Source organism: Gardnerella vaginalis 1500E (assembly GCF_000263595.1).
GTDB lineage: Bacteria > Actinomycetota > Actinomycetes > Actinomycetales > Bifidobacteriaceae > Bifidobacterium > Bifidobacterium vaginale_E.
In genome coordinates, this window is the sequence record NZ_ADES01000014.1 from 15,416 (window position 1) to 36,086 (window position 20,671).

General features: G+C 43.1%; 19 protein-coding genes and 1 tRNA gene. 10 read left to right on the plus strand and 10 right to left on the minus strand.

All coding sequences use genetic code 11. The annotated features are described in order from the left end of the window. Positions 1 to 24 precede the first annotated feature (24 nt). The 7 genes from typA to asnB all read right to left on the minus strand — a co-directional run bounded on the left by typA (position 25) and on the right by asnB (position 7,576). Positions 25 to 1,950 carry a translational GTPase TypA gene (gene typA / locus CGSMWGV1500E_RS02090; protein WP_004128664.1) on the minus strand — a complete coding sequence of 642 codons (1,926 nt, stop codon included), beginning with the start codon at positions 1,948 to 1,950 and terminating at the stop codon, positions 25 to 27. A 207-nt stretch (positions 1,951 to 2,157) separates the two neighbouring features. Then, entirely contained in the window at positions 2,158 to 2,997 is an 840-nt protein-coding gene (locus tag CGSMWGV1500E_RS06405) for a ParA family protein (protein WP_004128666.1), read from the minus strand. 48 nt (positions 2,998 to 3,045) lie between these two features. Continuing rightward, entirely contained in the window at positions 3,046 to 4,005 is a 960-nt protein-coding gene (locus CGSMWGV1500E_RS06410; protein ID WP_004128668.1) for a site-specific tyrosine recombinase, read from the minus strand. Positions 4,006 to 4,101: 96 nt separating this feature from the next. Then, positions 4,102 to 4,485: a 50S ribosomal protein L20 gene (gene rplT, locus CGSMWGV1500E_RS02075; RefSeq protein WP_004105106.1), complete on the minus strand. Its 384-nt coding sequence runs from the start codon at positions 4,483 to 4,485 to the stop codon at positions 4,102 to 4,104. Positions 4,486 to 4,553: 68 nt separating this feature from the next. Further along, entirely contained in the window at positions 4,554 to 4,748 is a 195-nt protein-coding gene (gene rpmI / locus CGSMWGV1500E_RS02070) for a 50S ribosomal protein L35 (protein WP_004128670.1), read from the minus strand. Next, the gene (gene infC, locus CGSMWGV1500E_RS02065) at positions 4,729 to 5,475 is read right to left on the minus strand and encodes a translation initiation factor IF-3 (RefSeq protein WP_080572232.1); all 747 of its coding nucleotides are present in this window, start codon (positions 5,473 to 5,475) and stop codon (positions 4,729 to 4,731) included. Before infC ends, rpmI begins: the two co-directional genes overlap by 20 nt. A 214-nt stretch (positions 5,476 to 5,689) precedes the next feature. Further along, complete coding sequence (gene asnB / locus CGSMWGV1500E_RS02060) at positions 5,690 to 7,576, minus strand: asparagine synthase (glutamine-hydrolyzing) (RefSeq protein ID WP_004128674.1); 1,887 nt, start codon at positions 7,574 to 7,576, stop codon at positions 5,690 to 5,692. A 245-nt stretch (positions 7,577 to 7,821) separates the two neighbouring features. Between asnB and CGSMWGV1500E_RS02055 the strand changes: the two genes are divergently transcribed. From CGSMWGV1500E_RS02055 to CGSMWGV1500E_RS06560, 4 genes are all read left to right on the plus strand, one after another. Further along, entirely contained in the window at positions 7,822 to 8,619 is a 798-nt protein-coding gene (locus tag CGSMWGV1500E_RS02055) for a thiamine diphosphokinase (RefSeq protein WP_004128676.1), read from the plus strand. A 171-nt stretch (positions 8,620 to 8,790) separates the two neighbouring features. Continuing rightward, the gene (gap, locus tag CGSMWGV1500E_RS02050) at positions 8,791 to 9,846 is read left to right on the plus strand and encodes a type I glyceraldehyde-3-phosphate dehydrogenase (RefSeq protein ID WP_004128678.1); all 1,056 of its coding nucleotides are present in this window, start codon (positions 8,791 to 8,793) and stop codon (positions 9,844 to 9,846) included. A 177-nt stretch (positions 9,847 to 10,023) separates the two neighbouring features. Beyond that, entirely contained in the window at positions 10,024 to 10,524 is a 501-nt protein-coding gene (gene ybaK / locus CGSMWGV1500E_RS02045; protein WP_004128680.1) for a Cys-tRNA(Pro) deacylase, read from the plus strand. A gap of 107 nt (positions 10,525 to 10,631) precedes the next feature. Further along, complete coding sequence (locus CGSMWGV1500E_RS06560; protein ID WP_369803150.1) at positions 10,632 to 10,706, plus strand: 50S ribosomal protein bL37; 75 nt, start codon at positions 10,632 to 10,634, stop codon at positions 10,704 to 10,706. Positions 10,707 to 10,766: 60 nt separating this feature from the next. Here the strand turns inward: CGSMWGV1500E_RS06560 and CGSMWGV1500E_RS02040 are convergent, their stop codons facing one another. Beyond that, positions 10,767 to 11,339: a sigma-70 family RNA polymerase sigma factor gene (locus CGSMWGV1500E_RS02040; RefSeq protein ID WP_004128682.1), complete on the minus strand. Its 573-nt coding sequence runs from the start codon at positions 11,337 to 11,339 to the stop codon at positions 10,767 to 10,769. Between the two features lie 119 nt (positions 11,340 to 11,458). Here CGSMWGV1500E_RS02040 and CGSMWGV1500E_RS02035 point away from each other — a divergent pair, with 119 nt between their 5' ends. The 4 genes from CGSMWGV1500E_RS02035 to CGSMWGV1500E_RS02020 all read left to right on the plus strand — a co-directional run bounded on the left by CGSMWGV1500E_RS02035 (position 11,459) and on the right by CGSMWGV1500E_RS02020 (position 16,200). Next, positions 11,459 to 12,238 carry an exonuclease domain-containing protein gene (locus tag CGSMWGV1500E_RS02035; RefSeq protein WP_032843595.1) on the plus strand — a complete coding sequence of 260 codons (780 nt, stop codon included), beginning with the start codon at positions 11,459 to 11,461 and terminating at the stop codon, positions 12,236 to 12,238. A gap of 79 nt (positions 12,239 to 12,317) precedes the next feature. Further along, positions 12,318 to 14,105 carry a UDP-N-acetylmuramoyl-L-alanyl-D-glutamate--2,6-diaminopimelate ligase gene (locus CGSMWGV1500E_RS02030; protein WP_004128685.1) on the plus strand — a complete coding sequence of 596 codons (1,788 nt, stop codon included), beginning with the start codon at positions 12,318 to 12,320 and terminating at the stop codon, positions 14,103 to 14,105. 85 nt (positions 14,106 to 14,190) lie between these two features. Then, complete coding sequence (locus CGSMWGV1500E_RS02025) at positions 14,191 to 15,432, plus strand: hypothetical protein (RefSeq protein ID WP_004128687.1); 1,242 nt, start codon at positions 14,191 to 14,193, stop codon at positions 15,430 to 15,432. Positions 15,433 to 15,474: 42 nt separating this feature from the next. Then, positions 15,475 to 16,200 (plus strand): aspartate/glutamate racemase family protein, encoded by a 726-nt coding sequence (locus CGSMWGV1500E_RS02020; protein ID WP_004128690.1) that lies wholly within the window; start codon positions 15,475 to 15,477, stop codon positions 16,198 to 16,200. A gap of 32 nt (positions 16,201 to 16,232) precedes the next feature. Here the strand turns inward: CGSMWGV1500E_RS02020 and CGSMWGV1500E_RS02015 are convergent, their stop codons facing one another. Further along, the gene (locus CGSMWGV1500E_RS02015; protein ID WP_004128692.1) at positions 16,233 to 17,690 is read right to left on the minus strand and encodes a bifunctional folylpolyglutamate synthase/dihydrofolate synthase; all 1,458 of its coding nucleotides are present in this window, start codon (positions 17,688 to 17,690) and stop codon (positions 16,233 to 16,235) included. A gap of 270 nt (positions 17,691 to 17,960) precedes the next feature. Here CGSMWGV1500E_RS02015 and CGSMWGV1500E_RS02010 point away from each other — a divergent pair, with 270 nt between their 5' ends. Next, on the plus strand, positions 17,961 to 19,550 hold the full coding sequence (locus tag CGSMWGV1500E_RS02010) for an aminopeptidase P family protein (RefSeq protein ID WP_004128694.1): 1,590 nt from the start codon (positions 17,961 to 17,963) through the stop codon (positions 19,548 to 19,550). Further along, positions 19,543 to 20,439, plus strand: coding sequence for a carbohydrate kinase family protein (locus CGSMWGV1500E_RS02005; RefSeq protein ID WP_004128695.1), 897 nt, complete (start codon positions 19,543 to 19,545; stop codon positions 20,437 to 20,439). Before CGSMWGV1500E_RS02010 ends, CGSMWGV1500E_RS02005 begins: the two co-directional genes overlap by 8 nt. Positions 20,440 to 20,532: 93 nt before the next feature. On the opposite strand, the gene CGSMWGV1500E_RS02000 is transcribed toward CGSMWGV1500E_RS02005, so the two are convergent. Beyond that, positions 20,533 to 20,606 (minus strand) — tRNA-Ile (locus CGSMWGV1500E_RS02000). Positions 20,607 to 20,671: the final 65 nt, after the last annotated feature.

The window sequence follows — 20,671 nt, forward strand, 5'->3', positions numbered from 1 at the left end:
ACAAATAGTATTTTCGAGAATGCATCACGCAGCATTATTATTTTGACGACGCTGCTTAGCACGCCACTTATACCATTCGTCACGGCTCAAAATAATCTTGCGAACACGAATTGCTTCAGGTGTAACTTCCACACACTCGTCTTCGTTAGCAAAATCAAGAGACTCTTCCAAACTCATCTTAATTGGCGGAGTTAAAGTTTCGAGAACATCAGCGGTTGAAGAACGCATGTTAGTCATATGCTTAGCAAGCGTAATGTTTACATCCAACTCGTCTGGCTTGTTGTTAATACCAACGATTTGACCTTCGTAAACTGGGCTTTGCGGATCCACAAAGAAGATGCCGCGAGCTTGCAAACGCTGCATAGCATAAGGAGTTGCAACACCCTTACGATCGCAAACCATTGAACCGTTCTGGCGAGTAACAATCTGACCAGCCCATGGAGCATAACCGGCGGAAATAGAGCTTGCAATACCAGTTCCGCGAGTAGCAGAAAGAAGAGCCGTGCGGAAACCAATAAGACCACGAGAAGGAACAGTAAACTGCAAACGAACCCAACCAGAACCGTGGTTGCTCATAGAATCCATGCGGCCTTTACGATCAGCCATAAGCTGTGTAACAGTACCCATGTATTCTTCTGGAACGTCAATAGTTGTACTTTCCATAGGCTCGTTAATTTGACCATCAATAGTCTTAGTAACAACCTGAGGACGGCCAACCGTAAGCTCGTAGCCTTCGCGACGCATCTGCTCAGCCAACACAGCCAACGCAAGCTCGCCACGACCCTGAACTTCCCAAGCATCTGGACGCTCAGTTGGAATAACCTTAATAGAAACGTTACCAATAAGCTCGCGGTCCAAACGATCCTTAATCATACGAGCAGTAAGCTTATGATCTTTTCCTTCAGTACCAGCAAGAGGAGAATCATTTACGCCGAAAGTCATAGAAATCGCAGGATCGTCAACATGAATTAACGGAAGAGGCTTTGGATTGTTCTGATCAACAATCGTTTCGCCAATCATAATGTCGTTAACGCCAGCAACAGCCACAATATCGCCAGGACCTGCAGAAGCTACAGGAGTACGCTCCAAACCTTGAGTACGAAGAAGCTCAGAAACACGGAAGTTTTCAATAGAGCCGTCGACTCGAGAAAGACCGTAAGTTTTGCCCTTTTCCAAAACGCCGTTATAAATACGAACCAAGCCTAAGCGTCCAAGGAAGTCGGAGGAATCAATGTTTGCAACATGAGCTTGAAGAGGAGCACCCTCTTCGTATTGCGGAGCTGGAATGTTGGAAATAATAGAATCAAACAGTGGTTCCAAATTGTCATTATCTGGCAAACCACCATTTTCTGGCTGATTTGCAGAAGCGTAACCGGCTTTAGCAGCGCAATAAATTACCGGCAAATCAAGCAAAGCGTCGAGATCAAGATCAATACCTTCCTCAACAACGTCCTGAGCCAAACCAAGAAGCAAATCTGTTGATTCGCCAACAACTTCTTCAATGCGAGCATCCGGACGATCCACCTTATTCACGCACAAAATCACAGGAAGCTTAGCTTCCAAAGCTTTGCGAAGCACAAAACGAGTCTGCGGAAGTGGACCTTCAGAAGCATCAACAAGCAGAACAACACCGTCAACCATAGAAATACCGCGCTCAACCTCACCACCAAAATCAGCGTGGCCAGGGGTATCAATCACGTTAATAGTAATGCCTTCTGGGTGACCATATTTTTCAGCCAACGGGCCGGTGTACTGCACAGCAGTGTTCTTAGCAAGAATAGTAATGCCCTTTTCGCGTTCCAAATCATTGGAATCCATAACGCGATCTGGAACTTCTTCACGCTCAGAAAATACGTGAGACTGTTGAAGCATGGCGTTTACCAGAGTGGTCTTACCGTGGTCGACGTGCGCCACAATTGCCACATTTCGAATATCACCGCGAACAGTCATCACAAACCTCTTCCATTCTTAGCGTTTAAGTAATTATTTACGAGCAGCTATCTTAAGCATGAAGCTAATTAAATAGCCGCAATACGTTATTGGCAAAACCAAAATCGGCAGACTGCCAAACCTCGCCGATTTTACTCGCGAGCTAAGACAGTCTTACAAAAAGCGCGAGAAGTAAAAACAACTCGCGCAAATCAAGCCGTAAAAAACTTAAGCAACAACACCTTTAGCAATAAGCTCGCGCGCAACCTCACGATACTCTTTTGCAGTCTTGTGCTCAGGAGCAAAAATAGTGATAGGAACTGCAGCAACAGTAGAATCCGGCAATTTAATAGAGCGGGAAATCACGGAATGCAAAACTCGATCTTGGAAAGCTTCGTAAATGCGCTGTAAGACTTCTTCGCTATGCAAAGTGCGTGTATACATAGTAACTAGAACACCAAATACTTTAAGATCTGGATTAATTCGAGACTGCACTTTTTCAATAGATTGCATAAGGAGAGCAACACCTCGAAGTGCAAAGAACTCTGCAGCAAGCGGAATAATTACACCATCTGCTGCTGTTAGCGCGTTTACTGTAAGCAAACCTAGAGAAGGCTGGCAGTCTACGATAATAACGTCATACTCGTCTCTAACTTTACGCAATACGCCTGCGAGAATCTGTTCACGGCCAACTTCTGTAACCAACTGAACTTCTGCAGCAGATAAATCAATATTAGCCGGCATAATATCAATATTTTCGGTTTCAGTATGACGAATTACGTCGTGAACGTCTACTGACGAATCGAATAATGCTGTATAAACCGTGTTATCAAGCGCGTTAGCGTTAATTCCAAGACCAACAGTTGCAGCACCTTGCGGATCGAAATCAACAATTAAAACGCGACGACCATACTGGCTTAAAGCTCCAGCAATATTAATAGAGCTGGTTGTTTTACCGACTCCACCTTTTTGATTGCACATAGCAATAATTCGCGCAGGACCGTGAGAAGTAAGCGGTTGCGGCGCATGAAAAGTCTCGTATTCGCGTCCAAGTAAATCAGTAGGCATGTTCCCCACTTTATCAACAGGTATACTCACGAAACTCTGAGAATGAAATTATCTAGCACGAGGATGACTCATTACATACGCTTCAAATAAAGCATCTGGGCTAATATGCGTGTAAATTTGCGTAGTTGTTACAGAAGCGTGACCAAGAAGCTCTTGAACTGTGCGAACATCCGCACCACCTGCTATTAAATGCGTAGCAAGAGAATGACGTAAAGTATGTGGATGCAAGGGGCGTCCAAGTTTTGCGCGCTCCCCTGCATCAACAACCACAAACCATGCTGACTGTCGAGATAAAGCATTGCCGCGTTTATTTAAGAAAATAGTGTGCAATTCGCGCTTTCCTTTTGAAGATAATATTGGGCGAGATTTTTCAATATACTTGCAAATAGCTCTAACAGCGCAACCACCAATTGGAACTAGACGCTGTTTTGCGCCTTTTCCAGTAAGTTTTACAACGGAGTCTTCTAAATCAAGATCTTCAAATTTTACGCCTACTGCTTCTGAAATTCGCGCTCCTGTAGCGTACAAAAATTCGAGTAATGCTGCGTCTCTAAGAGAAATCGCGTCCTCGCTACCAAAATTTCCAGCAGCTTCAATAACACGATTTACTTCATCAACGCTTAGCACATCCGGCAAGTAATCCGCCTGCTTTGGCGCTTTTACTTGCGCTGAGGCGTCAGAGCTAATATCTCCATGAGCAAGCATAAAACGATGCCATTCGTGAATACTTGCAAGTCTTCTAGCAACAGTGCGAGATCCCAAACCTAATTTATGCAAAGTTCTAATATATGATTCAATATCTAACTGCGAAATAGCGGTAATATCTTTAATTTTTCGTTCACTATAAAGCCAAGATGCGTAATCTTGCAAATCTGAAGCGTATGCTGATACTGTTTTTTTAGAAAGACCACGCTCAATATCAATATGCGCAATAAAACGTTGAATATAAGATGCAAATTCTTCAGGAATATTATTTTTTCTATTGTCAGAATCAAGATTTGAGCGCATAAAAATAATTATAGCTAATAAGTAAATTTGTTGTTTTAAAAGAAAAAGCCCGCCTTAAAATGGACGGGCTTAAAATCAAACTCTATTAAAGCGAAATCAGGCTTCAACTGGAGCATTTACGTCAGCTGGCAATGCAGCCTTAGCAGCTTCGACAACAGCCTTGAATGCTTCAATATCGGAAACAGCGAGCTCAGCAAGAGCGCGACGATCCAATTCAATCCCTGCCAAGTGCAAGCCCTGAATGAAGCGATTGTAGGTGATGCCTTCAGCGCGAACTGCAGCGTTGATGCGCTGAATCCACAACTTGCGGAAATCACCCTTGCGAGCCTTGCGGTCGCGGAAGTTATAAGTAAATGAGTGGAGCAGCTGTTCCTTTGCCTTGCGGTAAAGACGGGAGCGCTGACCGCGGTAGCCAGAAGCCCTCTCAAGAACAACGCGACGCTTCTTGTGAGCGTTTACTGCGCGCTTTACTCGTGCCATAAGTATTCCTCAGCTTTCTTAAAAATTTATGATTGCGTATTCGTTTACAAGCAATTCTTACTTGTTACTTACTTAACGAGCAAGCCCTTAAGCTTCTTGCTCTGCGCAGTAGCCAATACTTTATCTTCGGAAAGAGCACGACGTTTACGAGCCGACTTGTGCTCCAAGTTGTGGCGCATGGCGCTACCATCGTGCATCACCTTACCGGTACCGGTAAGACGAACGCGCTTGGACGCTGCGGAATTAGTTTTCATCTTCGGCATTGCTGCCCTCCTTGTGATGTTGATCGGATTGCATAGCATTTACTGCAGCTGCAGCCTGTGCCTGCACTTCCTGCTTTGCCGCAAGACGTGCAGCCTGGCGAGCTTGACGCTCTGCACGAGATTCAGCGCCTCGACGACGCTGCTCAGACTGTGTATGAATCTTCTTGCCCTTTGGAGCGAGAGTCATAATAATATTGCGACCCTCTTGCTTCGGCGCAAACTCAACGGTGCCACTTTCAGAGACCTCATCCGCAAGTCGGCGTAACAGTTCAACGCCGCCAATTGGACGAGACTGTTCGCGGCCACGCAGCATAATAGTGACCTTTACCTTATCTCCACCGTTCAAGAAACGAAGTACATGACCCTTTTTAACGTCAAAATCATGATCATCAATCTTGAGGCGGAAACGAATTTCCTTAACCTCAGCAGTGGTCTGATTACGGCGCGCTTCACGAGCCTTCATCTTTTCGTTGTACTTGTACTTACCATAGTCAATAAGCTTGGCTACTGGAGGTTTAGCAGTAGGCGCTACCTCGACGAGATCGAGGTTAGCTTCCCTTGCAAGGTTTAACGCGACAGAGGTTGCGATAACTCCCACCTGCTCGCCTTTTGGACCAATAAGGCGCACCTGAGGGACTCGAATCTCCTCGTTAATGCGTGGTTCGTCGCTAATGATGACTCCAATCCTTCTAAATACTGGTAGAATGCAATACACCAAGAAGTCCATTAGTTTAAGGATTCAACACTTCATATCAATAAAACGCTGTATAACAGCGCAGCAAGCAGCACAAGAGACTAACTTGCGTGACCGAAGTCATGAACCCGAAACCACAGTAGGCTTCCAGGTGGGGACATCCCACTTTCTTGATTACTCAAGCCAAATGTTTAGTATACTACATGCCTTGACAAATAATCATTACGCAAATCGCTAATAGACTTACTTACGCAACTTGCACAGGATCAGGCTTCAATCCATCGTGATTAAAGTACACGTCATACCAGGTCAAGAAAGTGTAAACTGTCCAAATCTTGCGACGATCGTCAGTACGCTTAGCATAGTTGTTATCTATCATTTGAAGTAAAGCGTCACGATCGAAGAACTTTGCCGCATCGTCACTTTCAAAAGTTTTGCGCACAATCTTATAAAAGCGTTCTTCGCGCAACCAATCTTTAACTGGCACTGGGAAACCAAGCTTTTCACGGTCGTACCAGGCCTTAGGTAAATGACGTGCAGCCGCCTGGCGGAAAGCAAACTTCGTATTTTCATCAGTAATCAAATACTTAGTAGGAACCTGCTCTGCAACATCCATAAGCATACGGTCAAGTAAAGGCACACGAAGCTCCAAAGAGTGAGCCATTGTCATTTTATCTGCCTTAAGCAAAATATCTCCCGGCATCCACTGATGCATATCGAGATACTGCTTCTTCTTAACTTCCGAAAGACCCTTACCTAAAATTCTGTTATAAATAGCACCAACAATATCCATAACATGCGGACCTTTACGGTATTCAGGCTTCAAAAGTTTTACAGCATCTTCCTCATTGAAAACCTTTGACTGGCCAATAAAATGCTCCTCAGCTGGAGCCAAATTAGCGTACAAATGCCATGCTCCATGGAAATGCTTTCCTTTTGCTGCTCTACCAATTGCATAACGCAACTTTTTCGGCAACTTTGCGAGCATACGCGTCACAACTTTAATAAGCTTGGAACGCGTGTGAACACCATAATCAATGTATCCTGCAAATAATTCATCTGCGCCTTCGCCGCTTAACACAACACGCAAATCCTGAGAAGCTAGCTTCGCCAGGAAGAACAATGGAACGCAAGAGAAGTTAGAATCAGGCTCATCTAAATACCATTGAATCTGCGGGAAATAGCGGAATGCATCTTCAGCATCAATAATTTCAGATTTATTATTTAAGCCAATAATTTTCGCCAATTCTCCAGCCTGCTTGGACTCGTTATAACGTCCGCCAGCAAAACCAATTGAATACGTGTGCTCTGGGCGAGCAACAGCGGCAACATAGCTAGAATCTACACCTGAAGAAAGGAAGGAACCAACTTCAACATCTGCAATCTGATGAGCTTTAACAGAATCGCAAACAGTTTTATCGATTAAATCCACAAGCTCGTTCAAATGCTGCTTGCTTTCACGGAAATTAGGATCGTAATACTGTTCGATTTTCATCTCACCATTTTTATAAGTGAAACAATGTCCTTCAGGAAGCTTAAACACACCCTTAAAGAAAGTCTCACTAATTGCAGGATATTGGAAAGTCATAAAAGGCTTAAGAGCATTCTCGTTTAATTCCTTCTTAAAATCCGGATGACGAAGAAGAGATTTAATTTCGGAACCATACATAAAAGTGCCGTTCATATGCGCATAATAGAAAGGCTTAATACCAAAATGGTCGCGAGCGCCGAACAATTCTTGAGTTTGCTTATTCCAAATAACAAACGCAAACATTCCGCGCAAACGCTTAAGTAAATCCTTACCCCACTGTTCATAACCGTGTACTAATACTTCTGTATCGCAATCAGTGTGGAAAATGTGACCATCTTTAATAAGTTCTTCACGAAGTGGCTTGTAGTTATAAATCTCACCGTTGAATGTAACTGCAAGATTTCCGTCTTCGTTATACATTGGCTGAGAACCACCGTGAAGGTCAATAATGCTTAAACGACGAAATCCCAATGCTGCATGATTATCAATCATTGTGCCATACTCGTCAGGCCCACGGTGAGCAATTACATCCGTCATATCTTTAACAATTTGTTTTTTGACGTTAATTGGGGTGTCATTAATGAACCCAGCAATTCCGCACATTTATTTCTCCTCGTAAAGTGCACAACACAAGTCATATTATTTTCCGACAAATTATTTTCCTGCTACTAATGCAGAAAATCTATAATGTCTTAGAAAATCTAGTCTGATATGCAATGTTACATCAAGCGCTTTATGTTATTGAAGAATATCAAGCAAAAACATAACAAAATACTACTCAATACAGCGTTTGTAAACTATTGTTTGGAAGCATTAAATAGATACTAATAGAGCGTTATTATGATGATATGGAACCTTTGCAACGCTGCGTAGTACTAGCAGCAGGAGATTATTACGACAATACACGTGAGCATGTGCCGGATCGCGCACTAACCATTGCTGCAGATGGTGGATGGGATCATGCATGCGAATTAGGTTTGCATGTAGATGCCCTTATTGGAGATTTTGATTCTGTTCGCCTTAAGCTTCCTACCGACGCCATTATTACACGTTTGCCATCCGAAAAGGATGATCCAGATTTACTTTCCGCATTAAAAGTTGGATGGTCTAAAGGAGCTAGAGAATTCCATATTTTTGGCGGCTTAGGTGGACGCGTTGACCATACAATTTCCAATATTCAACTTATGGTTCGCTTAGCTCGTCGCGGCGGAATTGGCTTCTTATATGGCGACGGTCAAATAGTTACTGCTATTCACGATGGTTCACTTGATTTTCCAGCATCAAACGGAAGCAAATCTCGCATAGTTTCAGTGTTTTCGCACACTCCTGTTTCAAATGATGTAAACGAGACTGGTTTAAAATATCAGCTTGAGCATGCTGTTATGCACGGCGACGCTGTTCAAGGTTTAAGCAACGAATTATTAAACAACACACCGGCTCATATTGATGTTCATGAAGGAACGCTTATTGTAACCTTCCCAATTAACGCTCCTTTGCCGCAAGTTAGCTGGTTCAAAAGGCCTGTTGGAGATTTAGGCAAAGTTGACACTTCTATTTCTGAAGCATTAGCTGTTCCTCTGGAAAGTGAAGCAACTCCAACTGACTCAACTACTGCAGCTGCAGAGTCTATGACTTACAACGATTAGACCTTGAACTCTTTACACATTACGTGCACTGTTCTGCAACTTTTCGTACAGACCGCACACTAAAATGAACACCGTTAATTCAAATAACGATGACCACAATGCGTGAGTTTTCATCGCGAAAATAGCGCGACTTAAACGTTGCGCACGAGGTCTCACTCAAGGGAGAACCACATGACAGTCAAGATTGGTATTAACGGTTTCGGTCGCATCGGTCGTCTTGCATTCCGTCGTATTTTTGAGCTTCAAGCTCGCGGCGGTCAAGCCGGTGATATCGAAGTCGCAGCCATCAACGATCTGACCACTCCTTCTATGCTCGCCTACTTGCTTAAGTACGACAGCACCCACGGCACATTCCGCCACGATGACGGCACCCCAGTTGAGGTGACTTCTACCGAAGACGCAATCGTCGTAGATGGTAAGACTTATAAGGTATACGCCGAGAAGGATGCCAATAACATTCCATGGGTTAAGAATGATGGCGTTGAATTTGTTCTTGAATGCACCGGTTTCTATACTTCTGCAGAAAAGTCCCAGGCTCACTTGAACGCTGGCGCTAAGAAGGTTCTTATCTCCGCTCCTGCTAAGGATGAAACCACCCCAACAGTCGTATTCGGCGTAAACCATCAGATTTTGAAGGCCTCCGACAACATTGTTTCCGCTGGTTCTTGCACCACCAACTCCATGGCTGCCATGGTTAAGCTCTTGCAAGATAACTGGGGAATTAAGTCCGGCTTCATGACCACAATCCACGCTTACACCGGAACTCAGATGATTCTTGACGGCCCACGCGGCTCCAAGCCACGCAACAACCGTTCTGCAGCTTGCAACACCATTGAGCACTCCACCGGCGCTGCTAAGGCAATCGGCAAGGTTGTGCCAGAAGTTAACGGCAAGCTCCAGGGTCACGCACAGCGTATTCAGGTTCCAGATGGTTCCGTTACCGAGTTGACCACCGTTCTTGAAAAGCCAGCAACTGTTGAAGAAATCAACGAAGCCTTCAAGAAGGCTTTTGAGAACTGCGAGTACTTCGGTTACAATGCCGACAGCATCGTGTCTTCTGACATCATCGGCGACACCCACGGTGGCGTTTTCGATCCAACTCAGACCGATGTGAACACTGTTGACGGTGTAACTTTGGCTCGTACCGTTACCTTCTACGATAACGAGTGCGGCTTCACCGCTAACATGATTCGCACCCTTCTTTACTTCGCTGAAATCTCCGAGTGATTTCACTCAAGTAAAAATCAGAAATAATCTGATTTTGTAAGGTTTATTAAACCCCTTGTGCTGCTTTCTAGGCCCACAAGGGGTTTATTGTTTAAATTTACATTAAGTCAATAGTTGGTATAGCATATCATGTAACACAAAATTGCTACTAAGTCACGCAACATAAGGGGAAACGCAATGAGTAAAAAACATGCAGAAACAGGAAAAGCAACTCCTGCTATTGCGCAACTCGAAAACGCAGGAATCACCTTCCGCATAGCGCAATACGAGCATGATGCCGATCACATGGATGACGGCTATGGAATTGAAGCTGCTGAAAAACTCGGCGTAAGTGCCGCTCAAGTTTGTAAAACACTTATGGTTGACACTGGTGAAAAGCGAGTAGTTGGAATTGTTCCAGTAAATGGACGACTAAATATGAAAGCAATTGCTGCAGCGGTCGGCGCAAAGAAAGCTAGTATGACAAGCCCAGAAGTTGCACAACGTGAAAGCGGATACGTGGTTGGCGGAATCTCGCCATTTGGTCAGAAAACACATCATGAAACAGTTCTTGACACTAGCGTAATGCAGTTTGATGAGATTCTTGTTTCTGGAGGAAAGCGCGGACTTGACGTGGTGCTTAATCCTCAAGACATCGTAACATTGTTAAATGCAACCGTTGCAGATATTGCAGCATAAGTTTGCTGCAACTAGATTTAAGCATAAGCTAAGCGTGAGCTAGTATAACGTCTTGGCAACGTGCGATAATCCCTAAGGTTGTTAATTAATCGTTAAGGAGTACCATTATGGGTATGCGTGGCCGCAAGCGCAAGGCGCGTCGTAAAAAAGCAGCAAATCACGGCAAAAGGCCAAATGCTTAAGCTGTAATTTTTGCTTATAAATACTATAAAAGCCCGCTTCTACGCGGGCTTTTGTTTTGATTATCTGCATAAATCTGCAAGCTCGTGCTTTAACTGAGTTCTAGCACGATTAAGTCTGCTCATAACAGTACCAATTTTTATGCCTTCTTCTTTGGCAATCTGCTTATAAGATTTCCCATTAATAGCAGCCTCAACAAAAACTTTTCTGCGATCAGGAGGAAGAGTTCCTAAAGCTGCAATAATCTCCTTAGGAGCGAATCCTTCAAAATACTCTTGTTCCGCAGAAACCAGTCCATTTGGAGTATGATTAGAAGCTTCGTAAATATCCCAATCGTTATAATCGCCAGTTTTATCGTTTGCTCGCTTAGGCGCACGCTTTTCTTTTGCGTATTGGTTAAAATACAAATTGCGCTCAATCCTGTTAATCCAAGCTGAAAAATTTGTGCCAGGATGAAAAGTCGAGAAAGATTTTAGCGCACGCTCAAAAGTATCTTGTACTAAATCTTGAGCATCCTGCACATTATTGGTTAATCGCATAGCTTGATTGTATAAAGAATCAACACAAGTAGTAATAAGCTGCTCAAATTGCTCATATTTACGCTTAACAAGCGCGCACTTATTAGACTTACTCATAACTTAATAATACTTTTTACTTTGCACATAGATTTGCAAATATCTTTACGAATCGTTTGACGAATCGCTTTGTAGATTGTCCGCGCGCCATAACGAGCCATTGCGGTAATATTGTGACTATGCCAACAAATATTAAAGAATTGTTAGATGCTTTAAATGCAGCTCCATTTCAAGAGGAAAACACTCCACTTTCAAAATCGTGGCTGCTTGGTTTCGATACTGAAACAACCGGAGCAAATATTGGTAAAGACGCAATAGCTTCCGCAACCTTGGTTTTAAGAAATCCTTCTTTAGGTCACGAAGGCGATGCTGTTTCTACATGGTTAATTAACCCTCATCAGCCTATGAATCCTAAAGCAAGCGAAGTAAATGGTTTCACAGACGAATACCTTCAAGAACACGGCGGAGAACCTGTAGAAGAGCTTGAAGCACTGGCACAAGCAGTTAGCTTGGCTCAAGCAAAGAATATTCCATTGCTGGCTTATAACGCACCGTTTGATGTTGCTATGCTTCGTCATGATTTGAACCGTTGGCAGCTAAAATCTTTAAATCAGCGACCATCTTGCAGCATAAGCACTCTTACAGAAAACGATGTTCTTACCGTAGATCCGCTTGTTATTGATCGCGCTGTTTCTATAAGACCTGGAAAACGCACCTTAACTCTTACTTCCCAATTCTATGGCGTTGAACCAATTGGTGACTTCCACGATGCAACTGCAGATACTGTGGCAGCTCTTGATTTAGTTGCTCCTATGTGCAATGCGTATGAGCAAATTGGAAGCATGACATTAAGCAATCTAATGAGTTGGCAGAGAGAAGCATATATTCGTTGGAGAGATAGTTTTAACAAGTGGCTTGAATCTCACGGTCGCGAGCCAATTCGTGGAACTTGGCTTTAAACTTGTTGAAATAAACAATTTATAATCCAATTGCATTATTGCTTAAAAATATTTACTTATGTTTAGCGAAAAGAAAAATATGACTATGCACAACACGTTGTCACTAACAAGCGCAAGTAAACTTTTGCAACAATATGGATTGTTGCGCGAAATGATTCAGCATCACGAGTCACAAGATTCAGCTTCCAATAGAGAACAAGCCACAGACTCTACGCATTCTCGTAATGAAATATGGTCTTTAAATCCGTATTATTTTGCCAATTTTGATGCGGATGAGTGTTTTGCTCACGCAACTTACGATACTCGCGATATTAAGCCTGGAACTTTGCTTTTTATTAAAGGCAATTTTAAGCCTGAATATCTTTTAGACGCAGACAGCAAAGGTCTTAGCGCATACGTTGCTGAACAAAGTTACGCTGAGTACACAAATGCTGTTGGCTTAATTGTTACAGACGCGCGCAAAGCAATGAGCATACTTTCTGCAGAATTCTTTGGAAATCCTCAAGAAAAACTCACAGTTGTTGGAATTACTGGAACTAAAGGTAAAACAACTACCGCATACTTTACTCACGCTATTCTAAACGCACATTCTGGCTCAAAAGCAGCATTGTTCTCCTCCGTAGATAACTGCTTAGACGGTGTTAATTATGTTGAGTCAGATTTAACAACTCCTGAAAGTTTTGACGCTTTTAAAATGATGCGCGAAGCTGTAGATAACGGCATGAAATACCTTGTTATGGAAGTTTCTTCCCAAGCCTATAAGGTAAATCGCGTGTACGGGCTTAAGTTTGACGTTGCAGCTTTCTTAAATATTAGTCCGGATCATATTAGCCCTATTGAGCACCCAACTTTTGAAGATTACTTGTATTGCAAGCGTCAAATTATTGCAAATACTAAGCATCTGGTATTAAATGCGGATGCAGATCACGCAGATCTTTTAATGCAAGACGCTGAACGTAACAACGTGCATGTAACAACTTTTGCAAGAATCCAAAAAGATGAAATAGACAATAGCTCTTGCGAAATTAAAAATAGTGACGATTTAGAAGATAATCTCGTAGACTCTTGCACATCTGTTAACGACGACTATGCCGAGCTACTTACGCCTGATTACATTGCAATGCCTACAGGAAACAGTGAGTCGCATTGCATTGCTATTAGAGACACTGACGAAGATGGCAACTACGAAAATAGTGACTACGAAGAAGACGTGCACTACTGCCCTATATCCGAATTCGCATTGTCTATTGCAGGAGATTTTAATTACGAAAACGCTTTAGCAGCAATTGCTATTGCTGGAGAACTTTCAATTAATCAGGATACTGATTTAGCAGCACTGAAATCTATTGAAAATATTAAGATTCCTGGACGCATGGAAGTATTCAAAGACGCACAGTCTAACACAATTGCTGTTGTTGATTACGCGCATAATTATATTTCCACTAAAGCACTTCTTGATTTTGTTGATGAACGTTACGGTAAGGAAAACCCTAGAATTACACTAGTAACAGGATCTGCAGGTAATAAAGCTTACGATCGTCGTAAGGAAATCGTTCAAGCTGCTCAAAATCGTATTTACCAGTTTATTTTTACAACTGAAGACACAAATACAGAAGACGAAATGGATATTTGCAAAGATATGCGAGGCTACATAACTAACGAAAACGTTAAGTCGCATATTATTATAGACCGTCCAGATGCAGTGGAATACAGTGTTGACGACGCTCGAAAAAGCTTTAATCGCGAAGAAAAATTCAACGTTATTCTTTTGATTGGCAAAGGCGATGAGCGTTGGATTAAACACGAAAACAAGCATGTGCCTTACGAGGGTGATTCAGAAATCATAAAACGTCTTTTTACGCTTTAACATTAAGTATTGCAAAAACGTAAAAGTAAACGCTACGAATACATGCTACAAATAAACGAACCAATAAACCATAAAGAAGATATTAATGACTAATCAAAAATTCCAACCAGTGCTGCTCGGCAGCGATATTAACGCTTACGGAATGGCTAGAGCATTCCATGAAGCATACGGTATTACTTCTATAGCTTTTGCATATTTCCAACTTTCTCCTACAAAATTTAGCAAGATTATTGATGTGAGAATCGTTCCAAATTTTGGCGAGCTTAAAACATTTTTAAGCACAATGCTTTCGTTTGGAGAATCATGGAAGAAAGAGAATCCAAATACTAAGCTTCTACTTATTCCTTGCGGAGATGTTTACGCAAATTTGTTAAGCCAGTGTGGAGAAAAATTGCGCGACTATTTTGCTTTCCACACTTTGCCAAACGAATTAAACCGACAGCTTAGCCTTAAAAGCTCGTTCTATAAAACTTGCGAAAAGTACAATCTTCCTCACCCAAAAACTAAGGTAGTAAACGCTGAGGAAGTAGCTTCTTGCGCATACAAAGATCTTCCATTCGACTTCCCGATTGCTATGAAGCCTGCAGATAGCGCCAAATGGCTTAAAGTTGATTTTGAGGGGCGTAAGAAGGCTTTTATTATCGACACACCTGAGGAGCTTGATACTCTTATTCAACGTTCTTATAAAGCCGGTTACGATGGCGAAATGATTTTGCAAGACTTTATTCCGGGCGACGATAGCCGTATGCGCGTTCTAAACGCATACGTAGATAGCGAGCACCACGTGCGCATGATGTTCCTTGGACACCCGCTTCTTGAAGACCCAACTCCAGAAGCGGTCGGCAATTACGCTGCTATTATTCCTGACTACAATGAGGAAGTTTTCCGCAACATTAAAGCGTTCTTAGAAGATATTAAATACGTTGGCGTAGCTAATTTTGATATGAAATACGATGAGCGCGACAGAGAGTATAAACTTTTTGAAATAAACTTACGTCAAGGCCGCTCAAGCTACTTTGTGACTTTAAACGGCTTTAATATTGCGAAATATTTTGTTGAAGATTTAATTGACCATAAGCCTTTTGACGGAAATACTGTGTTCGGCCGTGGAGAAAAATTGTGGATGGAAATTCCACGCTCTATTTTCTTAAATTATGTAGCAGAAGGCGAAGAAAAGAAGCGTGGTACTAGTATGATTCGTCGCGGCGATTGGGGCACTACGCTAGAATATAAGAAGGATATGAACCTACTACGCTGGCTTATGATTCGTCATATGTTTTCAATTTACAAGAAGCGCTATGCTGAATTTTTCCGCAATAAGGCGTGAAATACTCCGGCACAATATGGGTTCCGAAAGGAAAATTACACGATGAAACGGCCGTTTTTTGCTGTGCTTGGCGGCATGGGCACGCTTGCAACAGAAAGCTATATTCGTTTACTGAATAAAGAAACACATGCGCATAATGATCAAGAGTTTTTGGATTATGTGGTGTTTAACGACGCTTCTGTGCCAGATAGAACGGCTTATATTGTTGGCAATTCCGAAGAAAACCCATTCCCTGTTCTTGCGGACGATATTCAAAAAGCAACGCAAATGGGAGCTTCTTTTATTGTATTAACATGCAATACGGCACATTATTTTTACGATAAGTTCCAAGCTCTTACAAACGTGCCTATTATGCATATGCCTCGCGGAGCTGTGGCCGAAATTGCTCGACGCTACCCTACTGCTCGTTGCAAGCGCATTGGATTTTTAGGCACTGCAGGATCTCGTAAAGCGGGAGTGTATCAGCGCGCTATTGAAGAAGCGGGATACACGTTTGTAGCTCCAGACGACGATTTGCAGAAACGTATTACTTCGCTTATTTACGATGACGTAAAAGGCACAGGAGACCTTGATTTTCACCGTTACGAATCAGTTTTAAGCGATATGCTAGACCCTTCTGGAGCATGCCGTTGCGACGCACTTATTTTAGGATGCACAGAGCTTAGCGTGCTAAATGAAGCTTTCCCTCTTCCGCAAATTCCTTTAGTTGACGCTCAAGCAGTACTCGTAAAAGATACTGTAGAAAAAGCTAAAGCTTTGCGAAATTAGCAAATTAAGCAGCTAAATAAGAAGCTTGATTCTCAAGACTCGTCAATATTCGGGTGAATTGCAACGCGCTGATCTTTTGGCTTTTTTAAGTCCGGATTCACATGCTCAACAAGCATTGTGCGAGCATCCCCTGCCGTAACAAAGCTTCCGCAAATAAGCACGCCGTGACCGTAGCCAACGCCAAGCTCATCGTCTTCATCAACAAGATTCACAGCCGTTTGAATAGCATCCGGAAGCTCGTCAACACGAATCACGCGATCCCTGCCAAACACGCCTACAGCAATCTTTTCGAGCTCTTCCGGATCCATTACGCGGTCGCGCCAAGAATTACGAGTCACAATAATCTTCGTCAAAATAGGCTCAAGAACACCCAAGTATTCTTCAACCTGCTTATCTGCCATCATTGCAACAACACCAATAAGCTGCTCAAAATGATAGTTTTCTTCAATAGTTTCACGAAGAGACTCAGCAGCATTCACATTATGACCACCGTCAACAATAATCGTCGGCGAAGTACGAACCTGCTCAATACGACCCGGAACCTTAACCTGGCTTAAAGCTTCAGCAACCAAATCGCCATCTAAAGCTCCATTTACCGGTAGCACAACTTCAGCCGCAGCGAGCGCCGCCAAAGCATTATGCGCCTGATGCTTACCAAACTTATCTATTGGAACATCCTCATAAGTGCCAAGAGGCGTGCGCAAGGTAACAAGCTGGCCGCCAACTGCAGGAGTACGAGAAACAACTTCAAGCTCGCCGTCACCATAAGAAGAATCGCGCAATAATTTAGCATTATTACTCTCAGCAACTTCCTTAATAATTGGCAAAACCTTATCCTCATGCGGCTGAGGACCTAAAATTACAGTGCAATTTGGCTTAATAATGCCAGCTTTTGTGCGCGCAATCTCTTCAACAGTGTTTCCAAGCCACTGCATGTGATCCATATCCACAGGGCCAATAATTGCAGCATCCGCGTCCATAACATTCGTAGCATCCCATTCGCCACCCATGCCAACTTCCATTACAGCAACATCAACAGGAGCATCCGCAAAAGCCCAAATTGCCATGGCTGTAAGCACTTCAAAAAAGCTCATTTTTGGCTTACCGTCAGCCTCCATGCGAGCATCAACCATGTCGATAATATCTTTCATTTGATCCCAAACATCAATAAAATCGTCGTCGCTGATTTCTTGACCATCAATCATAATGCGCTCGTTTATGCGCTCTAAATGTGGAGAAGTGTAAAGACCAGTGCGCAAACCGTATGCTCGGCACAACGACTCAGCCATGCGAGCAGTAGAACCCTTGCCATTCGTGCCAGTAATATGAATAACGTGCATAGACTTTTCTGGATGCCCAAGAATATCGAGAATTAAGCGCATTCTGTCTAAATCAAGATTAGTTTTATTATGCTCAGGAGCGCGGCTCATAATATTGCGCTCAATATCAACAATTCGCTCATTATTGCAATTTGGATGTTCCATAGACATAACTGCACTCCCCTAATTTTGTGCTCACTTACTCATTTTCCAAATATATAGATTAGTTTATGCCAACAACACTTACAAAAAATAATTTTTAAGAAGAAAGCTAATACTTATACTCGCATATGATTGTTTTGTAAATTACATATAAAATCTGATCTTTTTAATCCAAAAAACTCGCGCAAAACAGTAAATAAGACTATGTTAGTTATTGTCTAGTTTAATTCCTAGTTTATTTTTATTTACACACAAAAAGAAGTGTTAAGGAGTCGCATAATGGCAGAAAATACGCCAACAGAGCACGGTGAAGAATTAAAATCTGACGGTACGCAAAAGGCGGAAGACCGCGTTAACAATCGTTCTCTTCGACCAAATAGCGATTCTTTTAAAGATTTTATGACAAGCAGCTGGGATAATCAGGAGCCGGAAGTTAAGCCTCTTGAATCCAGCAAGTACATTCCAGCACGTTTAGAAGCACTTTCAGAGCGCTTCCCAGGAGAACGCTTAGTTATTCCTGCAGGACAACCAAAAGTGCGCAATAACGATTGCGATTACGCTTTCCGCCCAGACACAACTTTTGCCTACTACACTGGCTTGGGTCAAGATTATGAGGCTGGAGCCGTACTTGTTATGGAACCGGTAAGCGAAGACAGCAAGGAAGCTAAAGCCTGCAAAAATCATATTCCAGAGCTTTTTGTAGCCCCACGCGCAGATAACAGCACTTCAGCATTTTACAGGGATCCACACTACGGAGAATACTGGGTTGGCCCACGCGCAGGCTTGAAAGAGCTCAAAGCCATGACAGGAATTGAAACGCGTGACATTGCTGAACTTGACGACGCTATTGCAAAGAATGTAAGCGACGACGCAAATGGCGAAGGCGTTCGCGTTCGAATTATTCGAGAAACCGATCCGGAGCTTACCGCAAAAGTTGAGACAATGCGCGAAGCAAGCGGGTTTACGGACGAAGACGCTAATAGTTCCGCTGACGACAAACTGCACGAATTTGCTGCAGAAGCTCGCATGCTTAAAGACGATTACGAAATTCGAGAAATGCGCAAAGCTGTTGCTGCAACAAAGCTTGGTTTTGACCGCATGCTTACTAGATTGCCTCAAGCTCTTGGCAAAGAACATTCCGAACGCATGATTGAAGGCGCTTTTAATTCTGTTGCACGCGAGGAAGGAAACGAAGTAGGCTACGACACTATTGTTGCTTCCGGCAAGCATGCTCCAATTTTGCACTGGATGCGAAATACTGGCGTAGTTTCTAACGGAGAACTGCTTCTTATTGATGCAGGCGTTGAAGTAAACAGCCTCTACACCGCCGACATTACGCGCACGTTCCCAACAAACGGCAAGTTTACCGACTTGCAAAAGAAGCTTTACCAGTGCGTTCTTGACGCTCAACAAGCCGGTTTTGAAGCGGCTAAGCCAGGTGCTACTTACTCCGATATTCACCACGCTTGCATGCGAGTATTAGCAGAACACTTGCACGAATGGGGAATTTTGAAGGTTAGCGTTGAAGAGTCACTATCTCCAGAAGGCCAGCAGCATCGACGCTGGCATGCGTGCGGAGTAGCTCACCATCTTGGCTTGGACGTACACGACTGCGCTCAAGCACGCTACGAGTCTTATCAAGGCGCAAAAATTACTCCAGGCATGATCTTTACGATTGAACCAGGATTGTATTTTGCAGCTAACGATTTAATGCTACCGGAAGAAATGCGCGGTATTGGCATTCGCATTGAAGACGATGTGTTAATGACAGAAAACGGGCCGGAATGGCTTTCTATTGACATTCCAAAGCAGATTGACGATGTAGAAGCCTGGATGGCCGACCGTGCAGGAAAGGAAATATATGACTAAGCCAATTGTTCTTTCGCTAGGCGAACTTTTATGGGACTTACTTCCGCACGGAAAGCGCGTAGGTGGAGCGCCAGCCAATTTTGCATACCATGCACAATGCCACGGCGCTCAAAGCTGCATGATTAGCGCAGTTGGCCAAGATCAGCTTGGAGACGAGCTAATTGACAAAGTCAACAAAGCTGGAATCACCTCAATTATTCAACGAAATGCTTGGCCAACAAGCACAGTAGAAATAGCGCTTAAAAACGGAATACCAGAATACACAATTTTGAGAAATATTGCGTGGGATCATATTCTTTACACTCGAGAGCTTATTGACCTCGTAGAGAGAGCAGACGCGGTATGCTTCGGCACTCTTAGCCTGCGCTCGCAAGAAACTCACGACACTATTCTTCAATTATTGAAGCATACTAAGCCTGGAGCGATGAAGTTCTTCGACATAAACATTCGAAGCGACCACTACTCTAAGGATCTCATTGATACTCTTCTTCAGCAAGCCACCGTTTTTAAGCTTAACGATTCCGAACTGTTCCTACTTCGAGACATGTTCAATATTCGCGACACTTCCGACGAAGAAGCTTGCCGCTGGTTCCAAGCACGCTACGCATTAGACTACGTGATTCTTACAGGCGGAGCTACATTTAGCACGATTATTACAAGCACCGGCGAAAGCTCCACTATTCCAACGCCTCACGTAAACATTATTGATACGGTTGGCGCAGGAGACGCATTTTCTGGAGTGTTTGCAACGCATATTCTTAAAGGCGAAAGTCTTGAAGAAGCGCATCGAGCAGCCGTTAATACTGCTGCGTTCGTATGCACTCAGGAAGGCGCATGGCCAAAGTATCCTAAACAAATACCGGATTATTTAGCAAAAGCCGGAAGATAAAGTAAAAAATAAAATAAAATAAAAATAAAATTTAACTCATAAAAATCAATAACGCCACTTCATAAACTTGATGAAGTGGCGTTATTTAGTTCGTGGGGCCTCAGGGGCTTGAACCCTGGACCGACGGATTATGAGTCCGTTGCTCTAACCGACTGAGCTAAAGCCCCACGCTAACAAAGTTAGCAACGACTAGATTAGCACATACCCATAAACGTAGCCAAACCTAGTGCGT